General features: G+C 73.9%; 17 protein-coding genes. 2 read left to right on the top strand and 15 right to left on the bottom strand.

Annotation, left to right across the window (positions count from 1 at the left end; translation table 11 throughout):
- Positions 1 to 261: 261 nt before the first annotated feature.
- Positions 262 to 1,476, bottom strand: coding sequence for an aminotransferase class V-fold PLP-dependent enzyme (locus tag ACWGJ5_RS36040; protein ID WP_453313838.1), 1,215 nt, complete (start codon positions 1,474 to 1,476; stop codon positions 262 to 264).
- Between the two features lie 402 nt (positions 1,477 to 1,878).
- Between ACWGJ5_RS36040 and ACWGJ5_RS36045 the strand changes: the two genes are divergently transcribed.
- Together ACWGJ5_RS36045 and ACWGJ5_RS36050 are read left to right on the top strand one after the other, a co-directional pair.
- Positions 1,879 to 2,247, top strand: a complete 369-nt coding sequence (locus ACWGJ5_RS36045; protein WP_453313839.1) for a hypothetical protein — start codon at positions 1,879 to 1,881, stop codon at positions 2,245 to 2,247.
- Positions 2,248 to 2,709: 462 nt separating this feature from the next.
- On the top strand, positions 2,710 to 7,734 hold the full coding sequence (locus tag ACWGJ5_RS36050; protein ID WP_453313840.1) for an AMP-binding protein: 5,025 nt from the start codon (positions 2,710 to 2,712) through the stop codon (positions 7,732 to 7,734).
- Positions 7,735 to 7,965: 231 nt separating this feature from the next.
- Here ACWGJ5_RS36050 and ACWGJ5_RS36055 read toward each other — a convergent pair whose 3' ends face one another.
- The 14 genes from ACWGJ5_RS36055 to ACWGJ5_RS36120 all read right to left on the bottom strand — a co-directional run bounded on the left by ACWGJ5_RS36055 (position 7,966) and on the right by ACWGJ5_RS36120 (position 24,608).
- Positions 7,966 to 9,192 carry a helix-turn-helix domain-containing protein gene (locus ACWGJ5_RS36055; protein ID WP_453313841.1) on the bottom strand — a complete coding sequence of 409 codons (1,227 nt, stop codon included), beginning with the start codon at positions 9,190 to 9,192 and terminating at the stop codon, positions 7,966 to 7,968.
- A 424-nt stretch (positions 9,193 to 9,616) separates the two neighbouring features.
- Positions 9,617 to 11,707 carry a condensation domain-containing protein gene (locus ACWGJ5_RS36060; RefSeq protein WP_453313842.1) on the bottom strand — a complete coding sequence of 697 codons (2,091 nt, stop codon included), beginning with the start codon at positions 11,705 to 11,707 and terminating at the stop codon, positions 9,617 to 9,619.
- Positions 11,708 to 12,616: 909 nt separating this feature from the next.
- Positions 12,617 to 12,976, bottom strand: coding sequence for a hypothetical protein (locus ACWGJ5_RS36065; RefSeq protein WP_453313843.1), 360 nt, complete (start codon positions 12,974 to 12,976; stop codon positions 12,617 to 12,619).
- A 186-nt stretch (positions 12,977 to 13,162) separates the two neighbouring features.
- Positions 13,163 to 13,984 (bottom strand): AfsR/SARP family transcriptional regulator, encoded by an 822-nt coding sequence (locus ACWGJ5_RS36070; protein ID WP_453313844.1) that lies wholly within the window; start codon positions 13,982 to 13,984, stop codon positions 13,163 to 13,165.
- A gap of 207 nt (positions 13,985 to 14,191) precedes the next feature.
- On the bottom strand, positions 14,192 to 15,094 hold the full coding sequence (locus ACWGJ5_RS36075) for a 4'-phosphopantetheinyl transferase family protein (protein ID WP_453313845.1): 903 nt from the start codon (positions 15,092 to 15,094) through the stop codon (positions 14,192 to 14,194).
- 115 nt (positions 15,095 to 15,209) lie between these two features.
- The gene (locus ACWGJ5_RS36080; RefSeq protein WP_453313846.1) at positions 15,210 to 15,944 is read right to left on the bottom strand and encodes a phosphopantetheine-binding protein; all 735 of its coding nucleotides are present in this window, start codon (positions 15,942 to 15,944) and stop codon (positions 15,210 to 15,212) included.
- A 39-nt stretch (positions 15,945 to 15,983) separates the two neighbouring features.
- Positions 15,984 to 16,859: an AfsR/SARP family transcriptional regulator gene (locus ACWGJ5_RS36085; RefSeq protein WP_453313847.1), complete on the bottom strand. Its 876-nt coding sequence runs from the start codon at positions 16,857 to 16,859 to the stop codon at positions 15,984 to 15,986.
- A 284-nt stretch (positions 16,860 to 17,143) separates the two neighbouring features.
- Positions 17,144 to 17,344, bottom strand: a complete 201-nt coding sequence (locus tag ACWGJ5_RS36090; protein WP_453313848.1) for an acyl-CoA carboxylase subunit epsilon — start codon at positions 17,342 to 17,344, stop codon at positions 17,144 to 17,146.
- A gap of 83 nt (positions 17,345 to 17,427) precedes the next feature.
- Entirely contained in the window at positions 17,428 to 19,473 is a 2,046-nt protein-coding gene (locus ACWGJ5_RS36095; RefSeq protein WP_453313849.1) for a condensation domain-containing protein, read from the bottom strand.
- A gap of 124 nt (positions 19,474 to 19,597) precedes the next feature.
- Complete coding sequence (locus ACWGJ5_RS36100) at positions 19,598 to 20,488, bottom strand: 4'-phosphopantetheinyl transferase superfamily protein (RefSeq protein ID WP_453313850.1); 891 nt, start codon at positions 20,486 to 20,488, stop codon at positions 19,598 to 19,600.
- Positions 20,485 to 21,804 carry a hypothetical protein gene (locus tag ACWGJ5_RS36105; protein ID WP_453313851.1) on the bottom strand — a complete coding sequence of 440 codons (1,320 nt, stop codon included), beginning with the start codon at positions 21,802 to 21,804 and terminating at the stop codon, positions 20,485 to 20,487. The genes ACWGJ5_RS36100 and ACWGJ5_RS36105 overlap by 4 nt, the downstream gene beginning before the upstream one ends.
- 56 nt (positions 21,805 to 21,860) lie before the next feature.
- The gene (locus tag ACWGJ5_RS36110) at positions 21,861 to 22,805 is read right to left on the bottom strand and encodes an SRPBCC family protein (RefSeq protein WP_453313852.1); all 945 of its coding nucleotides are present in this window, start codon (positions 22,803 to 22,805) and stop codon (positions 21,861 to 21,863) included.
- 93 nt (positions 22,806 to 22,898) lie between these two features.
- Positions 22,899 to 23,732 (bottom strand): AfsR/SARP family transcriptional regulator, encoded by an 834-nt coding sequence (locus ACWGJ5_RS36115; RefSeq protein WP_453313853.1) that lies wholly within the window; start codon positions 23,730 to 23,732, stop codon positions 22,899 to 22,901.
- 213 nt (positions 23,733 to 23,945) lie between these two features.
- Positions 23,946 to 24,608, bottom strand: coding sequence for a ScbR family autoregulator-binding transcription factor (locus tag ACWGJ5_RS36120; RefSeq protein ID WP_453313854.1), 663 nt, complete (start codon positions 24,606 to 24,608; stop codon positions 23,946 to 23,948).
- Positions 24,609 to 24,898 lie beyond the last annotated feature (290 nt).

Consider the following 24,898-nt stretch of genomic DNA (forward strand, 5'->3'; position numbering starts at 1 on the left):
GTCTCCGAGGTGAACCTGTCACCCGTGAGCTGCATACCGTCACCCGAGTCCCCCGCGAACCGGATGATCACCCGGTCCAGGCGCCGCACATCCTTCGCGGGTGCTGTGCCCGTCTCGGGCAGCCCGGTCGTTTCCACAGACATACGTAGGTCGGCTCCTGTCGGTCCGTGACGAGTCTCGCGGTGGCACCGGATAGTGCGTACACCTGAGCGCGAGGCTAGTGACGGCCGTTAGAGGGGCACTCGCGTCTGCCCGGGTGCGTCAGATGCCGTCGCCCGGCCGCTCACCGGCGCTGGATCCGACCACGGCCAGCACCGGCGGCGTGGACGGCACGGCGCGCAACGCCGGTGCGGTGAACAGCGGACGCGGGACGCGGGCGGGCCGCGGGAGCTCCTCGGCCACGGCGTCCCGGAGAGCGTCGGCGAACAGCTCGATGTCCTCGGCACGGTTGTCGGGGTGGACGGAGGCGCGTACGGCCGTGACGACACCGCGCCCGGGCAGGTACAGCGGGGTCTCCTGGGCGACCGTCTTCCATACGACGACTCCACGGTCCGCGAGGCGGCGGCGCACCAGTGCGGCCGGCAGTTCCTCGTGCTGGAAGGTGACGATGCCGGACTGGGCCCGGCCGGGGGCGATCAGTTCGGTGCCGGACGTGTTCTCCACGGCGGCGCGCAAGCGGGAGCCGAGGTCTTCGGGCGCAGGTGCGGGCGCGGGCGCGTGCAGGGCCAGGGCCGCGTTCAGCGCGGCGGCGGCGGCGCCGTGCGGCGGCACGAGCGGAAGGCCGCCGTGCGGGGCCAGGACCTGGCCCCACTGCGGTGCCGTGTAGGCGAACCCGACGGACTGCGGGCCGCGCAGGAAGCGCCAGCCGTCACCGGTGAGCAGGTGGCAGCCGATGCGGGCGACGTCCACGGGGAGTTGCCCCACGGCGTACGAGGCGTCGACGGCGTACAGGCTCCGGTGCGGGGCGAGGATGCGGCCCACGTCCTCGACGGGGTTGACGATGCCGCAGCTCGCGGGAACGTACGGGACGCAGACGAGGGCGACGTCGTCGCCGATGTGCTGCGCCATCCATTCCAGGTCCAAATCCCCGTCCGGGCGCAGCGGTACGACCTCCAGCCGGCAACGGGTGCGGGTGCGCAGGGCGAAGAGGGCGGTGAGGTTGGCGGCCGACTCGTAGGGGGTCGTCCAGACACGGTCGCGCGGGCCGATCGGGAGCCGGGACAGGACGGCGGCGAACGCGTCGGCGGCCCCGGTGCACAGAACGGTGTCGCCGGATGGCGCGCCGAGCAGGGTGGCCAGTCGCTCGTGGATCTCCCGGTGCAGGACGTCGTCGAGGTGTTCCTCCAGCTCGTACGGCCCGTACCGGTCCTCGAAGCGCGTCCATTCGGTGAGGGTCTCGAGTACGGCGGCGGGCATGCGGCCAAGACCGGCCGAGTTCAGATGGACCCTTCGTTCGCCGTCGGACATCGCGTTCATTGCCGGGGCCTCCCCCCGTGACTGAGGAAATGTATTGCCTGGTTCTTGGCAATACCTTGCCTCCACGGGTGGGGAGTTGGCAACATCGGGCAACATCGGCTCAGGCGGGGCTCTAGTTGAGGGTCCGCAGGCAAGGAACTCAGTCATTCCCGGCTCTCTTCACCAGGAATTGCCAAGCGTTGCCAGAGCGTCTTGAGTTCTGCCAAGAAACCACGTTTCCCCAGCTCAAAGCTGCTCTCATCCGGCAACTACGCCGCGTGGTCCGCTCCCTTGGGGCACTTCTGGTGGCAATCTTGAGCAGAAATCCACCCATTCCCCAGCGATCCACGAGATTTGCTTGCCAATCTTCTTGGCAAGAGGTTGCCAAGCAACGAACACGGAATTGACACCGAGGAGCCCGCCATGAACCGCATCGCCCGGATCGCCACCGTCGCCGCCGCCATCGCCGCCACCGCCTTCTCCACCGCCGGTGTCGCCTCCGCCCAGCCCACCGTCGACTGGCCGACCGCCACCTCCGCCTCCGCCGCCACCCCCAACGTCGACTGGCCGACCGCCGTCACCGCCTCCGCCGCCACCCCCAACGTCGACTGGCCGACCGCCCCCGCCACCGCCATCACCGCCTCCGCCACGACCCCCAACGTCGACTGGCCGACCGCCCCCGCCACCGCCATCACCGCCTCCGCCGCCACCCCCACCGTCGACTGGCCGACCGCCGTCACCGCCTCCGCCACGACCCCCAACGTCGACTGGCCGAAGGTCGCCTCCGTCTGATCCGCACCCCGGGCAGCCACGCCCGCTTCCCGTGACGCCCCCGCCGGCCGCCGTGCCGCAGCGGGGGCTTCGGCGTTTCCGGGGTGGTCTCATCTCCGTCCCCGCACCACCGACGCCATCTCGCACGGCACGCCCTGCCCGCCGGCGACCCCGTTACTCGCAGGCAGCCGCCACCCTGCGGGCCGTCTGGAACCCCGCCCAGCAGCTGGGTGCGGAGGGGCGATTGCCCGGGGCCGCGCCCCTGCGCGGCTCACCGCCCCGCGCCCCTTTCGCATGCCGTGGCAAGCCCGCCAGTGGCGCACTTGGCAACCCTCACCCCTGGGCCTGGCAACAATCCCGGCCTCGCCACCTGCGACTCCACTACCGCTCGACCGTCCCGAGACGCCTCCTCAGGCCGTCGTTGCCAGCATTCAGGCAAGGTTTTGCCAAGCCGGAAGGCGCTGTCGTAAGGAGCGGGTGCTGATGTCCATCTCCGGCCTCATCGAGCAGCAGGTCCAGGAGGGCCCCGACGCGATCGCGGTCCACTACCCCCAGCACGCCGACGGCCGCGGCGCTCACCTCACCTACCGCGAGCTGAGCCGCACGGCCAACCGCCTCGCCGCCCACCTGCGGGCCCGCGGCATCGGCCACGGCGACCGGGTGGTGACCTCGCTGCGGCCCGGCCCCGAGATGGTGACCGCCTTCCTCGGGATCGTCCGGGCCGGCGCCGCCTACGTCCCGGTCGACCCCGCCGCCCCGGCCGAACGGCGCCGGCTGATCGTGCGCGACAGCGCGGCCGCCGCGGTCCTCGCCGAGGGCGCGGGCGCCGCGGACTACGCGGGCCTGGACACGATGGTCGTCGCCCTGGACACCGAGGCCGCCGAGATCGCCCGGCGCTCCGACGCCCTGCCCGAGCAGACCACCGGACCGGACGACGCCTTCTCCGTCCGCTGCACCCCCGGCACCCCCGAGGGCGTCGTCGTACCGCACCGCGCGGTGCTGGACCTCGTGCGCTCCACCGACCACCTGCGGCTGACCCCCGCCGACGCGGTGGCCCAGGCCGCCGGCCCCGCCTCCGACGCGGTCGCCTTCGAGGTGTGGACGACGCTCACCGCCGGCGCCCGGCTGGTCGGCCTCGGCACGGACACCGTCACCGACCCGGGCCGCTTCCAGGACGCCGTCCGCACCCACGGCATCTCCGTGATCCTCCTGACGACCGCTCAGTTCAGCCTGATCGCCCGGGAGCGGCCCGCCGCCTTCGCGCCGCTGCGCACCGTCCTGTTCGGCGGCGAGCCCTGCGACCCGCGCCGGGTGCGCGAGGTGTTCGCAGCCGGCGCCCCCGGGCGGCTGCTGCACGTCCACGGAGCGGCCGGGACGACGGCGTACGCCACCTGCCACGAGGTCACCGAACCCGCCGAGGGCGACCGCACGATCCCGATCGGCCGGCCGATCGGCACCACCACGGCCGTGGCCGTGGCCGCCGACGGCACGCCGGTCGCCCCCGGCGGGTTCCTCGAGGACCGTTTCACCGGCACCGACGGCCCGCTGTACCGCACCGGCGACCTGGTACCGGCCGGCCCCTCCTCGGCGGCCGCCGAGGAGGACGCGCAGATGACCGAGTGGAAGGAGATGGACGAGGTGCTCCACGACGACGCCGCTGCCGCCGGTTTCGGCGACGACTTCACCGGCTGGAACAGCAGTTACGACGCCCTGCCGATCCCGCTGGAGGACCTGCGGGAGTGGGGGAACGCCACCCTCGACCGGATCCGCGAGCTGCCGCGCCGCCGGATCCTGGAGATCGGTGCGGGCACCGGGCTGCTGATGGCCCACCTCGCCCGCGACGAGGAGGTCCACGAGTACTGGGCCACCGGCTTCTCCCCCGCCGTCGTCGCCGCGCTCACCAGGCGGACGGAGGCCGACCCGGTTCTGAAGGAGAAGGTCCGGCTCGACTGCCGGGGCGCCGAGGACACGAGCGGACTGCCCGCCGGCCACTTCGACACGATCGTCGTCAACTCGGTGATCCAGTACTTCCCGAGCCTCGCCCACCTGCGCACCGTCATCGAGCGAGTGCTGCCGCTGCTCGCCCCGGGCGGCTCACTGTTCCTCGGCGACCTGCGCAACCTCGACCTCGCCCACTGCTTCCAGACCGGTATCGCGCTCGCCCGACCGGGCGCAGCCCGGGGCGACCGGGAGGCGCTGCGCCGCACGATCGACCAGCAGGTCGCCACGGAGACCGAACTGCTGCTCTCCCCCGCCCTGTTCGACGCGCTCGCCCGGGACCTGCCCGCCGTACGTGCGGTCGACGTACGCGCCAAGCGGGGCCGGCACCACAACGAGCTGACCCGCTACCGCTACGACGCGGTGCTCTCCACCGCCGAGCCGGTCGCCGACCTCACCACCGCGCCCGTCCTGCGCTGGGACGGGGACATCGCCGGCATCCCCGGCATCGAACACCGCCTGACGACCGCGCGCCCCGCCGTGCTCCGCCTGGCCGGGGTGCCCAACCGCCGGGTGCACGACGAGTACACGGCCACGCAGTCCCTCTTCGACCCCCTGGAGAGCATCGACCTCGCGCCGCAGGACGCGCCCGCCCCCGACCCGGAGACGCTGTGCGAGACCGTCGAGCGCCTGGGCTACCGGGCCCTGCCCACCTGGGGCGAGAGCCCGGACCTCCTCGACATCGTCGTCGTCGACCCCGGGCAGGTCTGCGCGGGCGCGCTGACCGGCGTGTACGCGGCACCCGTCACCGAGGCCGAAGGCTGCGCCAACACCCCGACCGCCGGCGACCGCACCGTCGCCCGGGAGGTCGCCCTGCGCGGCCGCCTGCAGGAGCGGCTGCCGGACCACATGACCCCGTCCGCGCCGATGAGCCCGGAGGCCCTGCTGATGAACGCCGACGGCGAGGCGGACCACGAGGCCCTGCCCGCGCCCGCCCGCAGCGCCGACCGCCCGGGCACCCAGCCCGGCACGCCGGTCCAGGAGATCGTGCGTGACCTGTTCGCCGAGGTGCTGGGCCTGCCGCGGCACATGGTGCACGCCGAGACCGACTTCTTCCGCAGCGGCGGCCACTCGCCGGCAGCGGCCCGTTTGCTGTCCCGGGTCCGCGAGACCCTGGGCGCGGACCCGGGCAGCCGGGCGTTGTCCGACGCGCCGACCCCGGCCGCGTTCGCCGCACTCGTCGGCGACGCCCCCGCCGCGGTGACGGGGCCGGGCGGTACGGCAGGCTGCAGCGCGGAGTTCTCACTGCGGCTGCGCGGCACGCTGGACACCCGCGCCCTGGAGGCGGCCCTGGTGGACCTCGGCCGGCGTCACGAGGCGCTGCGCAACTCCCGGCTCGGCTCGGCCGGCACCCGGCTGCGCGCGCTGGCCGCCGACGACCACCTGCTGGAACTGGCCCTGCCCGCCGACGCGGTCGACCCGTGGTCCCACCTGCCGCTGGCCGCCGAACTCGCCCGGGCCTACGGCGCGCGGGCCACCGGGGACACCCCGCACCGCTCCCCCGCCGGACTGGACGCGGCACCCCGCGCGGTCTTCGGCGACCTGCCGCCCACCCCGCTGCCGGGCAGCGCACAGCAGGCCGGCGGTGCCTCCTACGGCACCCTGGAGACCGAGCTGGACGCGGAACTGCACGCGCGGCTCACGCGGTTGGCCGCCGAGCACGGCACCACCCTGTTCATGGTGGTGCACGCCGCGCTCGCCGCCCTGCTGAACCGGCTCGGCGCGACCGGCCCGGTCACCGTGGCCACCGCCGTCCCGGCCCGGGACACCGCCGCGCTGCGCGAGGCCGTCGGCCCCTACGGCCGGGTCCTGGCCCTGACCGTGGACACCTCCGGCGACCCGGCCTTCACCGAGCTGCTGCGCCGGGTCCGCGAGCGGGACCTGGCCGCCTACCGGGACGGCGAGGCGGCGCTGGCGGCGCTGCCCGGCGGGATCGCGCTGACCGTGCTCCAGGAGTGCGCGGGCCGGTTCGAGGCGGCCGGACTGTCCGTGGAGGCCGAGCACCACACCCTGCCGGTCCCGGCCACGGATCTGGGGCTGACGCTGACCGAGCGGCAGGGCCCCTCGGGCGCCCCGGCCGGCATCACCGTGACCGCCGCCTTCCGCCACGAGACGGTCGGCGAGACGGCCGCCGCCTCCCTCACCGGTCAGCTCACCGCCGTACTGCGGTCGGTCCTCGAGGCGCCCGCGACCCCGCTCAGCAGGCTGCGGCTGCTGCCCGGCCCGGCCGCCGGGAGCGGGGTGTGGGCGGGTGCGGACGTGCAGCTCGCGGAGCAGGACGTGGCCTCGCTGTTCGCGGCGCAGGTGGCGCGGGCCCCGGGAACGCCCGCACTGGACGGCCTGGACTACGCCGAACTCGACGCGCGCTCCGACCTGTTGGCGCACGCTCTCATCGAGCACCAGGCCGGTCCGGGCACCTGTGTGCTCACCGCCCTGTCCTCACCGGCCGGGTTCGCGGTGGCCGCGATCGCCGTGGCGAAGACGGGAGCCGCGCTGCTGCCGGTCGACCCTTCGCTGGACCTCGCCGAGTCGCTGCGCCCCGCGGTGCTGCTGCTCGACGAGACCGCGGACCTGCTGCTGCCGGCCGTGCCCGGTGCGGCCCGGCTGGTCCGCGAGGACGCCGCCGACCGGCTGCCGCCGGCCGGGCACTGGCCGGTGACGGAGGCCGACCGGACCCGGCCGCTGCGCAGCGACGACCCGGTCCTGCTGCTGCCCGGCGAGGACGGCACCGTGGCGGTGGGCGGCGAGGCCGTCACCGCGGCGACGCCGGCCGCACCGGCCGACGCGGCCTGGCTGGTGCGCGGCTACCCGGACGGGGACGCGGCGATCGGGCTGCTGAGCGCGCTGGCCTGCGGCGCCCGCGTGCATGTCCCGGACGGCTCGGTCACCCGGGACGTGCCGCACGAGGTGCTGGGCTGGCTGCGCCGGCAGGGGGCCCGGGTGGTGCTGGGCGGCGCCGACGACGTGCTGTGCGCCCTGGTGTCGCTGGCCCGGACCGAGGGCGCCGAACTGACCGTGAGCGGTGGCTGGGCCGAGGGCAGGCTCGTCGTCGAGCACGTGCCCGGCGCCCCGGCCCGGCCCGCCCCCGGCCACCGGGCCTACCTCCTGGACTCGCTGCTGCGCCCGGTGGCCCCGGGCCGGACCGGTTCCCTGTACATCGCGGGCGCGGGCGTGGCGCAGGGCTACGTCGGGTCGCCCGGGGCCAGCGGCGGACGGTTCCTGCCCGACCCCTTCGGCGGGCCGGACGGCACCACTGCCCGCATGTGGCGCACCGGCCGCGCCGCCCGCCTGGACGAGGACGGCAACCTGCGGGTGCTGGACGGCCCGGCCCACGACGACCCGTTCGCCGACGAGTTCGCCACCTTCGTGGTGCTGGCCGACGCGACCGGCCACCGGGCGCTGTGGCCGGCGACGGCCGCCGTGCCCGAGGGCTGGTACGAGACGCACACCGAGGACCTGTACGAGTTCTGCCTCGACCACATCAACGACCACCTGGGCGAGCCGTTCTAGTCCGGTGGCCGAACCGGCGGGCGCGCTGCCCGGCCGGCCATCGCGCCCGGCGACTTCCTCGAACCGCGGCGCGCCTCGCACGCTCCACCGGCCAGGGCCTGGCAGCGGGTCCTTTCGGGCCCGCACGGCCCCGAACCGGCGGACCTCGGCGTCCTGTTCGGCGCCGGCGAGTGGTGCGGAGCGCTGCACGCCCGGCGGGCCCGCAACGGTCATCGGCAGCGGAGCCGGAGGTCACACGGCGGTGCCCCGTTGCGTGGCGGACTGGGCCAGGGACTCGGCGAGGATGCGCCAGATCTGCGCGGCCAGGTCGATGTTGGCGTCGGCCTGGGCCTGCTCGGCGAGGGCGCGCAGGCCCTGGATACCTCTGTCGTCGCCGGAGCGGATGCCCAGCTGGTGGCGCAGGATGTCCATCTGCACCCGCTCCCGGTAGGTCATCCGGGGCTCGGCCTGGGCGAGTTCGCCGAGCAGGGCACGGGCATCGTCGTACCGGGCGGTGACGAAGGCCAGGTCGGCCTTGAGCGCGATCAGCTGTTGGCGCAGTCCGGGCGTGCCCACGAACGCGAGCGCCGACTCGGCTGCCGTGACGCACCGTTCGGCGGCTTCGGGGTCCGGCGGCAGCTTCTCCAGGTGCAGCCGGCCGGCCGTGAGCCTGAGCCTGAGCCACAGCACCAGGTCCTCCCTGCTGTCGAACTTCTCCAGCGCCTCCTCCAGGTAGACCTGCGCCGCGGCGTGATCGCCCTGCCGGACACGGACCACCCCCGCGGTCCACATCGCCTCCGCCCACAGCGCGTCCGACCGGCCCGCGACCAGCTCGACCAACTCGTCGGCGTGGGCCCGGGCGTCCGGCGTGCGGCCCGCCTCGCCCTCGACCGAGACCAGGGCCAGCAGCACCGCCGCGCGGTCCTCCACGTCCAGGTCGTCCTCGCGGGCGAGGTGGTGGGCGGTCATCGCGGCGTCGAGAGCGTCGTTGATGTCACCGAGCGAACGCATGCAGCGGGCGAGCCGGGTCAGCCCGCGCACCCGCAGCGCGGTCAGCCCGACCCCGTCGCCGAGCTGCACCAGCTCCTCCAGGTACTCCCGTTCGCCGAGGTGGTCGCCCTGGAGCCGCCGCTGCCCGGCCAGTTGCCACAGTGCCTGCCAGCGCAGCACCGGCGCCTCGTGTCCCTCGGCCGCCAGGGCCTCGCGGAGCGTCTCCATGGCCGCGCCGGAGCCGGTGGAGGCGACCAGCGACAGGGCGTTGGCGAGGGAACCGCCCGCGGGCTCCTCGAAGTCCGCCACGTCCAGGCCGAGCCGTTCGGCGAGGTAGGCGACGGCCCGCTCGGTGGGCTGGCGGGCGCCGGACTCCAGCCGGGAGAGGTATCCGGTGGACATGCCGTCACCCGCCAGCGCGGTCTGGGACAGTCCACGGGACTGGCGCAGTTTCCTCAGACGACTGCCGAACGCGGGCTGCTGCAGCATGTGACCATTCCCTGGGGACGGACGAGTGGGGGGTGGCCGCGGCGGGACGGGCGACCACCGGAAGCCGCCACGAGCGTAGGGGCCGGGCAAGAGCCGGGCAATGTTTTGCCAGGCGCCGTGCCCTGGACCTCGTGCGAACCTCACGGGGCTCTCATGCGTTCCTCAAGCGGTTCTCCAGCATTTACGAGCAGCATCTCAAGCGTCGGTGGCGGTGCCTGCGCACCAGCCCGCCCCCATGTCACGGGAGCTGGTCCCGTCCGTGTCCAGGGAGTCGTACATGAAGCAGTCGGTTCCTGCCCGCCACGCTGCCCGGGAGGGCCGCGCGGGACGACCGGGACCGGCGCGCGGTACACCCTCCGACGACGACATCGACTGGCCTTGAAGTGCTCTCCCGCGCCTCCCGGCCAGGCGCGAGCCCGGCGCCTCAGGACCGGGCAGGTGACGCGCCGGCTCGTTGCAGGGCCCTCGCCAGGTCCCGGGGACCGTCCGGATCGTCGCCGGCGCCGCCGACCACGACCAGGGGGGTGCGTGTCCCGGGCCCCGTGACGTGCCGGGCCAGTTCGCAGGCGAGGGCGCCGGAGCCGGAGTACCCGCCGAGCACGAGCCGGCCGGGCGAGCGGGCCAGCCGGCCCAGGGCGACGGCCGGGTCGGTGTCCTCGCCGGCGGTGAGGCGGAGCGCGGTGAGCGCCTCCGGCCCGCGGTAGTGCCGTACCAGCTCCCAGTGCCCGGTGCGCGGTGCGCCCGGCACGTCGACCAGACACACGGTTGCCGCCGTGGGCGCCGTCGCACCGCGCAGCGACGCCAGCGGCGCCGTGTCCCGGGCGGCGGGACCGTCCGGTACCCGGGGCGTCACGGCGTCCGGCAGCCGGGCCAGCACGTCACCGACGGTGGTTCCCTCGGTCGCGGTGTCCGGCAGCAGGCGCAGCAGGCGCACGGTGTGCGCCAGCAGTGTCCGGGCGGCCCCGGCGTCGACGAGTCCACGGTCGTACACACAGGTGAGCATGAGCGCGCGGCGGGCGTCGTGGCCGGCGCGCAGCCGCAGGGCGTACCCGGCGGGCGATCCGGCGGCCTCCTGTTCCTCCAGGCGGATTCCGTGCGCGGCGAGCGTGTCGCCGTAGCCCTCCTCGGGACGCGGACCGCAGTCGAAGGCGAGCAGGCCGCCGGCCCGTGCCCCGCCGCCGTGGCCGGGGTCCGGCGCCCCGGCGGCGATCCCTTCGTACGCGGCCATGTCCAGGACCCGGTCGCGCAGTTCGCGCAGCAGTCCGGGCAGACCCAGCCCGGCGTCGACGGAGACCGTGACGGGCAGGGCGTTCTCGAACGGGCCGGGGATGCCCTCGATGCCCTCCAGGAGCAGTCCGCGGCCCGGAAAGTCCAGGCCGAAGCCGACGACGGCGGGCCGGGGCGCGGCGCCGGACGCGCGGTACAGCAGCATCGCCCACACCGCCTGCAGCACGCTGCTCTCCGCGACGCCCCAGTGGGCCGCCCAGCGGGCCAGGTGTGCGCTCTCGGCCGGGGACAGGGCGGTGCGGTGCACACCGGTGCCGCCGCTGCCGGCGGGCGAGGCCGGGACGGTCCGGGTCGGCGTCGAAGCGGCCGGCCGGTGGGCGGGCCGGCGCCGGAAGTCGCCGGCCGGGCCGAGGTCCCGGGCGCCGTACCAGCGGGCGCAGTCGCCCAGGTCGGGACGGCGTTCGCCGCCGGGCAGCACCCCGTCGGCGAGGTAGGCACGGCAGCACTCGCGCATCAGCAGCCGGACGCTCCAGCCGTCGAGCAGGGCACGGTGATAGGTGAGCAGTATGTCGGTGAAGGGCGCCGCCGCGTCCGCGGGGCCGCTCTCCAGCAGCGCCACCCGCAGCGGCCCGGGGCGGCGCAGGTCGAAGAGGCGGGCCCGCTCGCGGGCGAGCAGCACGGCGCGCCGGATCACCGTGCCGTGACGGTGGCGTACGACGTCCAGGGGGCCGCGGTCGAAGACGACGGCACGCGGTCGCGGGTCCCAGATGAAACCGGTGCGCAGCACGCTCTCATGCGCGCCGACGGCACGCCAGGCCGCCTCGAAGCGGGCGGTGTCGAGGGGGCCGTACCAGCGCCAGACGACCTGCTCGACCTGGTGGTCGGGCCAGGCCAGGGCCTCGGCGAGCCGCTGCTGCTGCAGGGGGGTGACCGGTTCGGTGCGCGGCAGCGTCCCACAGGGCAGGCCGGCCGGTCCCGCGAGGGGCCTGGCGCCTGGACGGCCGTCGTGGCCCGGTTCGGGGCCAGCGGTGAGCAGGTCGGCGAGCAGACCGACGGGATAGGGCGCCGACGCCGCGGTACCGCCGGGGAGTTCGACCGTGTGCAGGTCTGGGCCGTGTCGCAGCAGCCGGGGCTCCGGGTGCCGGACGCCCGGACGGATCTCCGCGATGCGGTGCAGGGCCCGGTGGAAGCAGGCGGTGTCCAGTGGCCCGTGCAGTTCCAGGGTGCCGTGGGCACCCCGCTCGGGGTCGATCACCGCACACACGCCGACAGGCCGGACGTCGTTCATCGCCTCCCCCTTCCCCAGGACAACGGGACGACCGCTGCGGAACGGAAGGCCGCACCGCGCGCGCCCACGACGCCCCGCGGAACCGCACCGCGCACACCGCCGGCCTGGACGTCCCGCGGGCATACGGCTTCGGTCCCGGCGGCGGCACGGGCCGGCCGATGTGGCGCTCTCCCATGGCCGTTTCCTCCCGTTCAGCCTCCTCACGCTAGCCCTGTGGTGTCCCGTCCGTCCGTTTTCTCCAGCGGCCCGCGAACCATGCCCGACCTGCGCTCGTTCGCCGGGGACGGCCCTCGCGTCCCGTGCCGGGCGTCCGCCCGTGGTCAGCGGCGCCCGCGTGCCGCTTCTCCGCCCGGCGGCTCCAGCCGCAGGCACGCCTTCCCGCCGAGCGGCGAGGGCTCGTCGGGGTTCTCCCGGCCGGGGGCGCACCGCGGGAGCCGGTCGCCGGGAGCCGGTCGAAGCCGCCTGTGCGCAGGGCTCGTTCGGCGCACAGGTGGCGCCGTCCCGGCTGTGGCGACAGCACGACGGGGCGCGGGTCGCGGTGGTCGCCGGGGAGGGTGGGCGAACGGCACGGTCCGCCGGAACTCGGCGCGCGGCGGCTCCCGGTCCGCCACCTGGCGGCCGCACCACGACCGGCCCGACCGCCGGTCCGGAGGGGAAGGCACGGCCGTGCCCCCGTCCGCGTCGGCCACGAGGGACCGGCCCTTCAGGGCCGACCGGACCGCACCCGCTATTACGCCGTAATAGCCCGGCCCCGGACCACTCCGCCACCGCGCCGTAACAGCCCGGCCCCGGATCGGGGCCGGCCGCGGTGTACGCCGTCCGAGGGCGGTCCTGGGCACGCTGAACTGCTGTGCCGACGCGCAGCGTTGCCGAAGAATTGCCGATGAGTTGCCGCCGAGCGGGTGCCGGTCAGCTCGCCGCCGCCCGGGGCACCAGCATGTCGTGGTAGTGAGCGACCCGTCCGGCCGAGTCGAAGCCGAGTTCCGCGACCAGCGACCAGACCGCCCGTCCGGCGCGCGCTGTCGCCCTCAGCACGACGACGTCACCGTCGGCGAGGACGCTCTCGGCCGTCAGCCCCAGTCCCTTGGGCAGCGCCCGCCCGCCCGTGCCGGCGAGACCGGCCCAGTGCCGGGTGAGCTGGTTGACCTCGCCCCGGTTGCCCGCCGCGACCAGCGCGAGGACGAGTTCCTTGTTGCGCTCGCGCAGGCTGCGAGCGGTGAGGAGTTCGTGCAGTACCCCGCTGAGGGGCTCGGTCAGCGCAGACACCATGACGAGGGGTCCTTCCTCATGGTTCGTCATCCCGCACAGCTGTCGCGGACACCATGCCCACCGCTGCTGGAGAGGGGGTGGAGAGCGGGTGCAACGTGGTGCGAACCGAACCCTGGCCTCGCGCGTGCCGCGTTCCGCAAGGTGTACCGCAGGCTCCCGGTTCCGTGGCCCCGCACGGGCCGTCCGTCACGCCGCGAACAGGTCGAACGTCGAGGAGCGGCGGGACCCCGCCAGCACGTCCAGCTGCGGATCGACGGCCAGCATGGCCTGGTGCATGCGCTGCAACTGCGGCGAGGGCTCCACGCCCAGTTCGTCGATGAGCCGCATGCGCAGCCGGCGGTAGACCTCCAGCGCGGTGGCCTGCCGGCCCGACCGGTACAGCGCCACCATGACCTGCGAGTGCAGGCCCTCGTGGTGCGGATGGCGGGCGGTCAGTTCGGTCAGCTCCGCGATCAGCTCCGAGTGGCGGCCGAGCCGCAGATCGGCGTCGATGCGCCGCTCCACGGTGACCAGCCTGCTCTCCTGCAGCCGCATCACCTCGATGTCGAGGACCGGCCCGAGTTTCACATCGACCAGGGGTGCGCCGGTCCACAGGTCGAGCGCCGCGCGGAACCGCGCCGCGGACACCTCGTCGTCCGCCTCCTCGAACGCCGCCTGTCCCTGCCGGACCAGCTCCTCGTACTGGTGCACGTCGACACAGCTTCTGTCGATCTGCAGCAGATATCCGCCGTGCCGCGTGGCGAGAATGTCCTTGGCCCCGGTCGGCACGCCCGGGCCCATGGCCGTACCGAGCCGCCTGCGCAGTTGAAGTATGTATGTCTGCAGGGTCGTCAGCGCGCTCGCCGGAGGTTCGGTTCCCCAGAGTTCTTCCATGAGCGTGGGAACGGGCATGACCCGCCCCGGATAGAGTGCCAGCAGCGACAGAACCTGCCGCGGCTTACCGGCCGTCGGAACGATTGATCCCCCGTTGACCTCGGCACTCAACGGACCCAGAACCTGAATCTTCATGGTGTCCTCCCCACTTCGTCGAGTTCCTTGTCCAGTTCCTTTTGGTGGCCAGAAATCTCCGCCGCTACGCACGCTAGCCGTGTCCGTGCCCCCCAAGCGTTTTTCTGTAGCGGCCCTCTAGCGGCACTCCAAGTGGGGTGTTGCACAGGGCCGTTGCCGTACCCAAGAACACATGCACCAATGCTGGAATTGAACTCTCGGTTCCGGTCAGGGATTTCCACCCGACGTCAATAGTGCGGTGGATTCCCGGTCTTTTCGGGGCAGCTCCTGGTCGTGGGCTGCGTCCACGGGCTCGGGCAGGGTGACGGTTTGCGGTGCGGCCCGGTCCCAGGGGAATCCGATGTGCAACTCCAGGTGCGTGACGGAGGGTTCGTCCGCGGGTACGGCCACCGCCGCCAGCACCTCGGGCACCGGCTCCAGTTCCAGGAACCGCCAGCGCCCGGCCACGTCGTCCGCGGGCGGCCGGAAGGCGAGCACCCCCCGGTCGTCGGCCAGGGAGAAGGAGAACTCGTCGAAGGGCAGCCCGAGTCCCAGTCCACGGGCCTTGGAGTAGGCCTCCTTCAGGGTCCACAGCCTGAGCACCCGGCGGTCCCGCTGCCGTCCCGGGGGCGCACCGGCCACCCACCGCTGTTCCTCGGGAGCGAAGGTGGTCAGGATGGTCTCCAGGGCCCCCGCCTCCCGGCCCAGGCCCTCGACGTCGACGCCGATGCGCTGCCTGCGGACGATCCCGAGCAGGCTGTAGCCGCCCGCGTGGGAGAGGTTGAAGTCCAGGTGGTCGCCGCCTCTCGGCAGGCCACCGGGCAGCGGCTGCAGGAAGGGACGCCCGCGCGAGGAACGCCAGATGACCAGCTCCGCCTCGGCGAGGCCGGCCTCCAGCGCCAGCGCCCGGCGGACCAGGGTGTGGGCGACGAGGTACTGCCGGCGGTCGCGTTCGAACAGAAACCGGGCCGCGGTCGTGTGTTCACGCTCGTCGAGCCAGTGCGAGGCCAGGGTCTGGGCGACGGCGGGCGGCAGGGCGTCGTTGGGGCACAGCCACAGCTTCACCGGGGGCACCGTCTCGTGGTGCGGTGCGGCCCCGGCGCTGAGGGACTCCGGTGCGGTGATGGTCATGGTGTCGTTTCGTCCGTCTCGGTTCGCCGTCCCGCTGCGGACGGCACCACGTCGCGGCTCGGGGCCGCCGGGGCCGAAGCAGGCCGGGAGCTGCCGGTTGGGTGGTGCCCCTGGTTCAGGCGGAACGGTCCGCCAGGAGCGCGGCGGCCTCGCCGACGCCGATCCGGTCGCCGCGTACCGCGTCCAGGAGCGCCACCAACTCCTCCTGGGACAGCGGAGGCCGCTTCGCGGACGCGGTGGCCGGCGGCTCCTGCCTCGCGCCCGCCCCGGCCGGCGCGCCGCTGCCGGCGTCCGGCGCCGCGGGGGTCACCGTGCCGCCGGTGCGGGAGGCGACATAGGCGGCCATGGCGGCGAGGCTGGGATGCTCGTGGACGGTGACGGGGCGTTCGTTCAGGCCGTAGGCCCGGTTGACGCCGGCGACGAAGTCGGCCGCCAGGATGGAGTCGATGCCCAGCTCCGCGAAGGCGGCACCGCCGTCGATCTCCCACGGGTCGCAGTGCAGGATCCGAGCGAGCTGCCGGCGCAACACCTGCAGCACCTCGGCCGAGGCACCGGAGTCCTGGACAGCGGGAGCGTCGTCGGCACCACGGCGGAGGGCTGCCAGGTGACGGGCGAGCAGCGCCGGCGTGGGGTGTTCGTAGAGTGCCGCGCCGGTGATCCGGACGCCGAAGCTCCGGGCGACGGCCGCGACGAACTCGACGGTGAGCAGGGAGTCCAGGCCGAGGACGGGGAAGGGCTGTTCGGGGTCGATCCGGTCGGGGTCGACGTCTACGACACCGGCCAGCACGGCCGTGAGCTCGGCAAGGATGTCTCCGTGGCCATCGGAAAGTGCCGTCGGCTCACTGGTCATGGTGGATGCCTCCAAGGATCGGCCCCTCGCGCCGGAGGGTCAGTGGGTCGGTGTCAGGGGTCCGGCGTGCGGGACCTGCGCGGCTCGGGCAGCGCGGGCCGGTGCCGCCGGGCCCAGTGCGGTCTCGGGCGCGGCCATCAGGATCGAGTGCTGGAGCCGGCGCAGCCGCGGTGACGGTTCCAGGCCCAGGTCGCGCCCGAGGGTGGTGCGCAGTTGCCGGTAGACGTCGAGCGCCTCGCCCCGCCGCCCCGAGCGGTGCAGCGCGATCATGAACTGGGCGTGCAGGTTCTCATGAGTGCGGTAACGGCTCGTCAGTACGGTCAGCTCGGCGAGTACTTCGCGGTGCCGGCCGAGCCGCAGGTCGGCCTCGATGCGCTGGTCGAGTGCGCACAGCCGGCTCTCCTCGAGGCGCTTGGCCTCCATGGCGAGCTGGACCCCGGTCTGCACGTCCGCGAAGGCGGATCCCGACCACAGGTCCAGGGCGGAGGCGAGGGTGCGAGAGGCACCCGCGAAGTCACCGGCGTCCATGGCCCGGTAGCCCAGTCCCGCCAGCCGCTCGAACTCCCGGACGTCGCTGGCGCCGCCGCCGGAGGAGAGCAGGTATCCGCCCGGCAGGGTGAGCAGCACGTCCTTGGCGGTACGGCGTTCCCGCTCGGCAGCGGGCTGCTGTCCGGTGCCGCGGGCCAGCGCCGCCGAGATGAGCTCGCGCAGTTGCAGCACATAGGTCTGCAAGGTGGTGCGCGCGCTGCGCGGTGGCCGGCCCGACCACAGTTCCTCGACGAGCGAGGCGACCGGCACCACGCGGTCGGCGTGCAGCGCCAGCAGCGCCAGAACCTGGCGTGGCTTCGGCGCCGTCGGGGCGACGGACACCCCGTTCTCCCTCACGTCCAGTGCACCCAGTACGTCGATGTCCACGCCGTCTCCCCTAGTTCATGTGTGCCGCCGGCACTCCACGATTTAAAAACAGCACGTACGGTATGTCAATACGAGACCGTGCACCCTGTTTTTTTGATCTTCAAGCGGAAGTGCAGCAAGCCTCGAAGACGGCCGCCCACCAGCCAACTCATCGGCTCACAGGTCAGCTTGACGGCCCGCACACCCAGCCACAGGCTGATACGTGCTCCCCAAAAGGGGAGAAATCGTCGGGAGAGAACAGACCACCAACCCTCTAAGAGCTACCAGTAAACAGACCACCAGGTTCAATGCCGGCTGCGCGGTCCCCGGTAGCCTCCCGGCCGCCACCACCAGCGCGGACCGTCGACCGGCCGCGGCTGTGCGTCCTCGGCCGCCGGCCGGCCGCGCAGGGCCAGCAGTACGACGGTCAGGGCGGCCAGTTCCTCTTCGGTCGCCGTGCCGCGCTCGACGCGCAGAGCGGGTTTCCCACGGTCCGTGTCGCCCATGCCGCCTCCCCTTTTCGGCCACCGTCGGTCATGGCGCTCAAGGGGTGCTCTCGGCCCGCTCGAACATGCGGCGACGCCACCGGTCAGGTGCTGCGCGCCCGCACCGCCCGCAGGGCCCGGGACAACGCCTCCGCGCTCTCGGCGGCACCGCCGACCCCGGTCATCACCACGGCCGGAACCTCGCCCGTCCGCTCCGCCGTACGCCGGGCGATCTCATGGGCGACCCGACCGGCCGGACCGGCACCGCACAGGGTCAGCCGCCGCCCGTCACCGAGCAGTTCCCGCAGGGCATCGGGTGGTACCGGCCGGCCCGTCACACTGAGCGACACGATGCGCTCCGGCCCCTCGTGCTCGCGCAAGAGCGCGTCGTACACACCGGGCGTGACGCCGGGGACGGTGACCAGGCACACGACGTCCGCCTCGGGGTCCCCGGCCCGCAGTACCGCGAGCGCGAGCCCGGTGCCGCCGGGTTCGGACGGTGTCACGCGGGGCACCTCGGAGATGCTCAGCAACCGCAGGGCGTCGCCGACGGTGAACCCCTCGTCCGGGTGCTCGGGCAGACTGCGCAGCAGTCGCAGGCACTGCGAGAGGGTGCCGGAGGCGTCGGCGTCGGTGAACCTGGCCCGGTCGTACAGGGCGGTCAGCACGAGGGCGCCCTCGGCGTCGTAGTGAGCGACGAGCGTGACCGGCAGAGTCGTGTCGCCACCGGCGCTCTGCGGCACGCCCACCCGGATGCCCTGCGCCGCCAGTTCGGCCCGCAGGTTCTCGGGCAGTTCGGGGTGGCTGTCGAAGCGGACGGTGGTCTCGGTGAGGTCGGATCCGGGGGCGCGCCCGCTCCACTCCCGGATCTGGTCGGCGCAGACCCAGGCGTAGGGGCTGAGGTCGAGCGCGGCGTCCCGCACCTGCAGCAGCAGGTCCACCAGCGGCGCGGCGGGGTCCACGGTGACCGTCATCGGCAGCGGGTTTCCCAGCAGTCCGGGGACGTCGGCCGCGGCCCGCAGTGACATGTCCCGCCCGGACAGGTGCACGCCGAAGGCCACCGGCAGCGGCCCGTCGGCCCCGGCCGCCCGGTACAGCAACAGGGCCCACACCACGTGCAGGGCGCTGCTCTCCCCCGCGCCCCGGCCCGCGGCCCAGGAGCGCAGCCGGGAGGTCTGGGGCGGCCTGAGCCTGCGCTGGATCCGGCCCGGCCCCTCGGTGTGCCGCGGTGGCCCGCCGGGGCGGCCCGGGCTGACGGCGGCGCCGGCAGGCGGTGCGGCCGACGCCCAGAACTCCCGGGCCCCGGCCGGGTCCTGGCGGGTCAGCCACTGGGCGTGGTCCCGGATGTCGGGCCGCCGGTCACCGCCGGGCAGCACGCCGCCGGCGAGGTAGGAACGGTAGAACTGCCGCACCAGCAGACGTGCGCCGCGCTCGTCGAGCAGAGCCCGGTGGTACGTCACCAGCAGGCGGGTGGGCGACCGCCCGGGCCCGGACGCGTCCGACGGCCCGTCGAGCAGGGAGACGCGCAGCAGACCCGGCCGGTACAGCTCGAAGCCGCGGGCCCGGTCCTGCCGCAGCAGTTCGCTCCAGCTGACGTCGGCCTGCACATGGCGTACGACCTCCACGACCGCGCGGTCGTGGAGCACCAGGCGGGCGGCGCCGGTCCAGTCGAAGGACGCCCGCAGCACCGCCTCCCGCTCGGCGACGGACTGCCAGGCGGTGATGAACCGGCTGAGGTCCAGCGGCCCCGCCCAGTCCCAGAAGATCTGCTCCACGTGCCGGCCGGGGCCGCCCTGATCGCCGACCGCCGCCGCGAGCAGTGCCCGCTGATGCCCGGTCACGGCGATGGTGCCCGCCGCGAGCGGCGCCAGCAGGTCGGCCAGCAGGTCGTCGGTGAGCGGCCCGCCGGGTTCGCCCGGGCCGCGGCGGGTGAGCCGCAGGAGATACCGGCCGGAGCGCGCGGCGTCCGGTACGTCGTCCAGTTCGACGTCGTACGCCCGATGGCGCTCGGCGACGCGCGCGGCGACCGCCTCGGCATCCGCGCGGCCCAGTCCGCACAGCTCGAAGACGAGCGGCGACCAGGCCTGCGTGCCGAGCGGTTCGTGCACCACGGCGAGGACGGCGCCCCCGTGCGAGTGATGACTCCTCATCCGCTCCCCGGCGCGCCGGACACCTCTGCCGCAGCAGCCGTGTCCAACACCCCGACCTCCTTTTCGAATCGTTTCTGCACAGCACGTTCGGGCAGGGCCGGCCAGCCCCGCCCGATACGTCCGCTCATCCCTGCCCGGGGCTTTGCCGCCCCGGAAAACCGATGACCCGGGTGCCGTGCGGCGGCTCCGCCGAGGGCGGCCGCCCCGGTTCGTCCGCGGATGACCGGGCCCGTGTCCCGCCCGGCGCCGCCGGCGCGGCGTCCTGCCGGTGGGCCTCGCTCACCAGGAAGCGCTCCTCGACGAGATGGGTGGCAAAGGCCCACTCCCCGGCCGTGTCCCCGGTGAGCCGGACGGTGCCCGCCGCGTCCCGCCCGAAGCCGAACGCCGAGAACCGGCGCCGCATGCCGTGCCCGAGCGCCTTGGTGTACGCCTCCTTCAGCGTCCACAGGCGCAGGAACCCCTCGGTGCGCTCCTCCTCGGGCAGGGCCGCGAGCAGTTCGGCCTCCTCGGCGGTGCACACGTGGTCGCGCAGGGCCTCGAAGGAGATCCGGCGCCCGGCGGGCTCGGCGTCCACGCCGACCGGCCCGGCGCGGCTGACGCCGACCACGATCAGCTCGTCGGTATGGCTGAGGCTCACCTGCAGATCCGCGCCGAGCCCACGCAGCACGGGCCGCCCGCCCGGCAGATAGGCGAGGTCGAGCCGTTCGGCGGGGACCTGGAGAGCCGCGGCGGCCGTGTGCTTGAGCACCACCCGGGAGACGGCGAGGCTGAGCCGGCCGGCCGGGGCCGGATGCTGCCGGTAGCGGGGCCAGTCGCGGCCGAGCAGCGTGCGCAGCCCGGGATCGAGCAGGGCCGGTGTCAGCCACTGGCCCCACGTGGTGTGCACCACCGCCCTACCCGTCCGCTCGATCCGCTCCTGGACCTCCTCCCACGGCCCGTCCGGCCCGGGAACATGGCAGGGCGGCGGGAACGGCAGCGCCGGTGTGCGGCCGTGCGCCGCGCTCGTTCCGCTCACCACAGCAGCCTCGTCGCATGGAGGTCGCAGTCCACGCCGTCCGCCGCGCGCCGGGCCAGCTCGTCCCACACGCCCGGCTGCGGGTCGGGCGTGCGGTCGGGCAGGGGCTGTCCGAGCCGCTCGGTGATCCGCCCGAGGGCCAGCAGCGCCCAGCCGGCTCCGCCGAGGAAGGGCAACCGCGCCCCGGCCGCCGCTTCCCGCACGCCCAGCGTGGCGGCGGCCAGCACCAGCAGGGCCTGACGGTTCGCCAGGGCACGCGCCGCCGGGTCGGCGGGGTCGTGCACGGCGGTGGCCGCGCAGGCGACCCGCAGCGCCCGCTGCTCGGTGACCAGCCTGCGGCCGACGCGGGCGAGCGCCGCGGTGTCGGCATCGTCGGCACCGGCCAGCCGGGCGGTGGCACCGGCCAGCGTGGCCGCGACGGCCCACGGGCAGTCGGCGCCCGGTGCCACGGCGGACGCCGCCTCGGTGATCCGGAACAGCACCGCGAGCTCCCTGCCGTCGTCCGGCCGCGAGCCGCCCGCCGCGCTCAGCCCCTGCACGATGCGGGTCTGAGCGGCACTGGCGGCCGGCCAGTCGGCCCGGACGAACGCCCGGTCCCGCACGACCCTGGCCAGCGTGCGCCGTTCGACGGTACCGGCGTCGAAACCGCACTCGTTCAGGACCAGTTCGAGATCGCCCAGCAGCTCACCGACCAGTTCGGGCACGAGGTACCCCACGACGGCGGCGAGCGACTCCCCGGCCCCCTGCTCCGACGTCCCCGGGCCGTCCGCGCCCGGGCCCGGCCCGGAGCAGGACCGCAGGGCCACGGCCGTCAGGCTCTCGCAGGCCAGCAGGTCCGCGAAGCCCGAGGCCAGGACCGGCCGCCACTGCCGGGCAGCGGCTTCGTACCTGCTCAGGCCGTCCACGATGCGGGTCACACCGCGCAGGACGCCACCTGCCGACGCGAGGAGAGCCGCCGGCCCCAGCAGTGCGGCTGCCGGCTGCGGCACCGGTGTGCTCAGCAGCGGTCGGATGCTCCAGGCATGGGCCAGGGCGAGATCCCGGCGGAAGAGCGGGCGCAGGGCGCGGGCGAGTTGATCGGCGGCCGGCACTTCCCCGGCACCGGGCAGAGTGGCGGGCGGGGCGGGCAGACCGTCGTGCCCGGCGGCCCACAGGGCGGACCGGCCGTAGGGGTTGCCGGGGTCCCGGGGGTCGCCGAGCAGCGCTTCGAGGCGCGCCGCACACCGCGCCGCCCCGGCCGGTTCGTCCGCGGGGGGTGAGGAGGTGGGGGTCGTCAGGGGCCGCCCGCCATGCGGGGCGGGCCGGGTCAGGGCCATCGCCGGTCTCCTCGTCGTCGTGGTAGCGGTCGCCGTACGGTCGTTCCCCGGCTGACTCATCGCAGTCGGCGTACGGCGCTTTCGGCGTGCCACCGCGCCAGGCTCAGGACCTCCGTGCTCGACCGGCCCAGCCACTCGCGCACGTACCGGCGGGCATCCACGAGAAGAGCGCCTTCGCCCAGGACGGTCCCCACCGCGCTCTCGCGGAGCATCACGTGGTGGACGGAGACGACCCGCACCCCGGTCGCATCGGGCTCCAGGTACCACTCTCCGTACTGTGCGGCGACGGGATCGGGCGTCACGGTCTCCTTGTGGACGATCCGTCCGGCGGCCGGGAAGCACAGCCGTACGGCCTCGGACACCAGTGTCTGTGCCGTCTCCGGGGCACAGGCGCGCAGGACCGTCGCCTGCACACCCGGCTGGTCCTCGGTGACCTCGGCCGACTCGACGTGGGGAACCAGGTCGACCCAGTCCTCGACGCGGTAGAGGAAGTCGTAGACGAGTTCCGGGGAGCCGTTGACGTACACGTCGTCCTCGAAGGACAGCAGCAGTTCGTCCAGCCGGTCCCAGCGCTCGGCCGCCTCGCGCAGCGCGACGAGCTCGGCCCGCACGTCCGTCTCGAGCGCCTCGGGCAACTCCCAGGGCCCGGCCGGGCGTTCATGGCGCAGGGTCAGCAGGCACCGGTCGGCGCCGTCGGGTGCCACGCTCCAGATGCCGGACGTCGGCGCACCCGGCAGCAGGGCATCCTGCAGTTCGAACTCGATACGGCGCTTGCCGGGCCACAGCACGCGGCGGGCCAGCGCGGAACACACCTGGCCGTGCCGCAGGTACCACAGCCGCAGGTTCTCCTCGGCGCCGTCGAAGTCGATGCGTTCGACATGGACGAAGAGGGGCAGCAGGACCGGCCAGCGCGGGGTGTCGGCGAGCAGTCCGTAGACGACACCGGCGGGCGCCGCGACCGATACGGTGTGCTGGGCGGAGTGCACTCGCTGCGACGACATGCGCGACCCCCTCCTCCAGATGGGATCAACGCTGCACGGCCGGGCCTGAGCGGTGCTCGATTCCTGGTGGAGGGGGGGCAAAGTGACGTGGCGTCAGCCCACGGGGACCACGGACGGGTTCGTCGCGGGGCGGGCCGGGAGCGTGTCGGGGCCGGACATCAGGATGGAGCGCTGCAGCTTGCCGAGCGCGGGGGACGGTTCGAGGCCCATGGCTCGCACCAGGGTGGCGCGCAGCCGCTGGTAGGCGTCGAGTGCCTCGCCGCGGCGGCCGGAGCGGTACAGCGCGAGCATGTACTGACCGCACAGGCTCTCGTGCGTGGGGTACTGGTTGACCAGCACCGTCAGTTCGGCGAGCAGTTCACGGTGCCGGCCGAGCCGCAGGTCCGCCTCGACGCGCTGGTCCAGGGCGCACAGCCGGCTCTCCTCCAGCCGCTTGGCCTCGGTCCGCAGATGGGGACCGGTGTGGACGTCGGCCAGCGCGGGGCCGGACCACAGATCGAGCGCCTCGCGCAGCAGACGGGCGGCCTGAGGGTAGTCCTCGGCGTCCATGGCCCGGTACCCGGAGCCGGCGAGACGTTCGAACTCCCGTACGTCACTGCGGCCGTCGCCGCCTTTGAGCAGATAGCCGCCGGGTACGGTCAGCAGCACGTCCTTGGCCTGGCAGCGCTGTCCGGTGTCGCCCCCGGCGCCGTCCTCCAGGGCGGCGGAGATGAGTTCGCGCAGCTGCAGGATGTAGGTCTGCAGGGTGGCGCGGGCGCTGCGCGGGGGCTTGGCCCCCCACAGCTCCTCGGTCAGGACACCCACCGGGACGACCTGACCGGCGCGCAGCGCCAGCAGGGCGAGCACCTGGCGCGGCTTGGGGGCCGTCGGCGTGATGGACACCCCGTCGAGCCGTACGGCGAGTGTGCCGAGTACCTCGATGTCCACGACGTCTCCCCCGCTGGTAGGTGCCATCTGAAGCGTTCCCCTAGCACCCCCCAGTAAAAAACAGCGCGCGCGGTATGTCAATCCCGTACCGGTCGCCCAACTTGAATTCCAGGCAGACCCGAGAACCCGTCGAGACAGCCGAACGCCCGCTGCCGGCACGGGCCTTGGCATCGCCGGGAGCCGCAGCGGCGAGCCGGCGCCACCGTGGATTTGTCAACTGTTTGCAACCGTATGCGCGGACTCACCCGGGCCGTCCGTCCGGGCCACCCCCGAACCGGTCGGCACCGTGCCGTGCTCGGGGGACGACGCGAGCCGCGGCAGGATGAGGGTCCAGAACTGCGCCACGCGCTCCGCCGCGAGCCAGGCGCGGTCCGCCGCACCGGCCGCCTGGAAACCGAGGGTGGCGGCCACGACGGCGACCGTCGCGGCCTCCGGCGAGACGTCGTGCGCCAGTTCACCCGCTCGCTCGGCCTGCGCGATCAAGTCGCGCACCAGCGTGTGCCACCAGTGCAGCATCTCCGCCTCACCCTTGCGGGAGGGATCGCAGCTCAGCCTGAAGCCGGCCCTGACGACGGGATCGGCGGCGAGGACGAGCAGCAGACGGCAGGTGGTGTCCACGAGCGCCTGCAACGAGGTGTGGGCCTCGGAGCGGCAGCGCTCGGCCAGCTTGCGCACGGAGTTTGCAGCCTCGGCCTCCACCTCCGCGGCCAGGGAGTCCTTGCTCGCGAAGTGGAAGTGCAAAGCCCCTGAACTGACTCCGGCCCGCTTGCTGATCGCGGGCAGAGTGGCCAGCACATAGCCCTCGTCGGCGAAGATCTCGGCCGCCGCGACGATGAGAGTCTGACGCGTACGAGCTGCCCGCACCTGCTTGACCACCGCGTCCTCCTCCGTCCCGTTCTCTCACGCAGGACCATATTAAACCGCATGACTGGTTGGTTTAGAAGCGGGTCGCCATCAAGAGCAACTTCCGCAGGCTTCCGACGGGAAGAGTAAAGCCCCCTGCTCAGGCTTCCGGAGCCGCATTCGGACCACAACAAGACCGACAAATGATCATCAACTAAACAGCACGGTTAGTCTGTTCCATACTCCTGTCCCACGAGACACAGCGACGAAGAAAGGGCAGCGTATGAAACCTTCTGTCCGGTTTCAGAACGCTGCCCTTTTCA

This window comes from Streptomyces sp. NPDC054783, assembly GCF_053611725.1.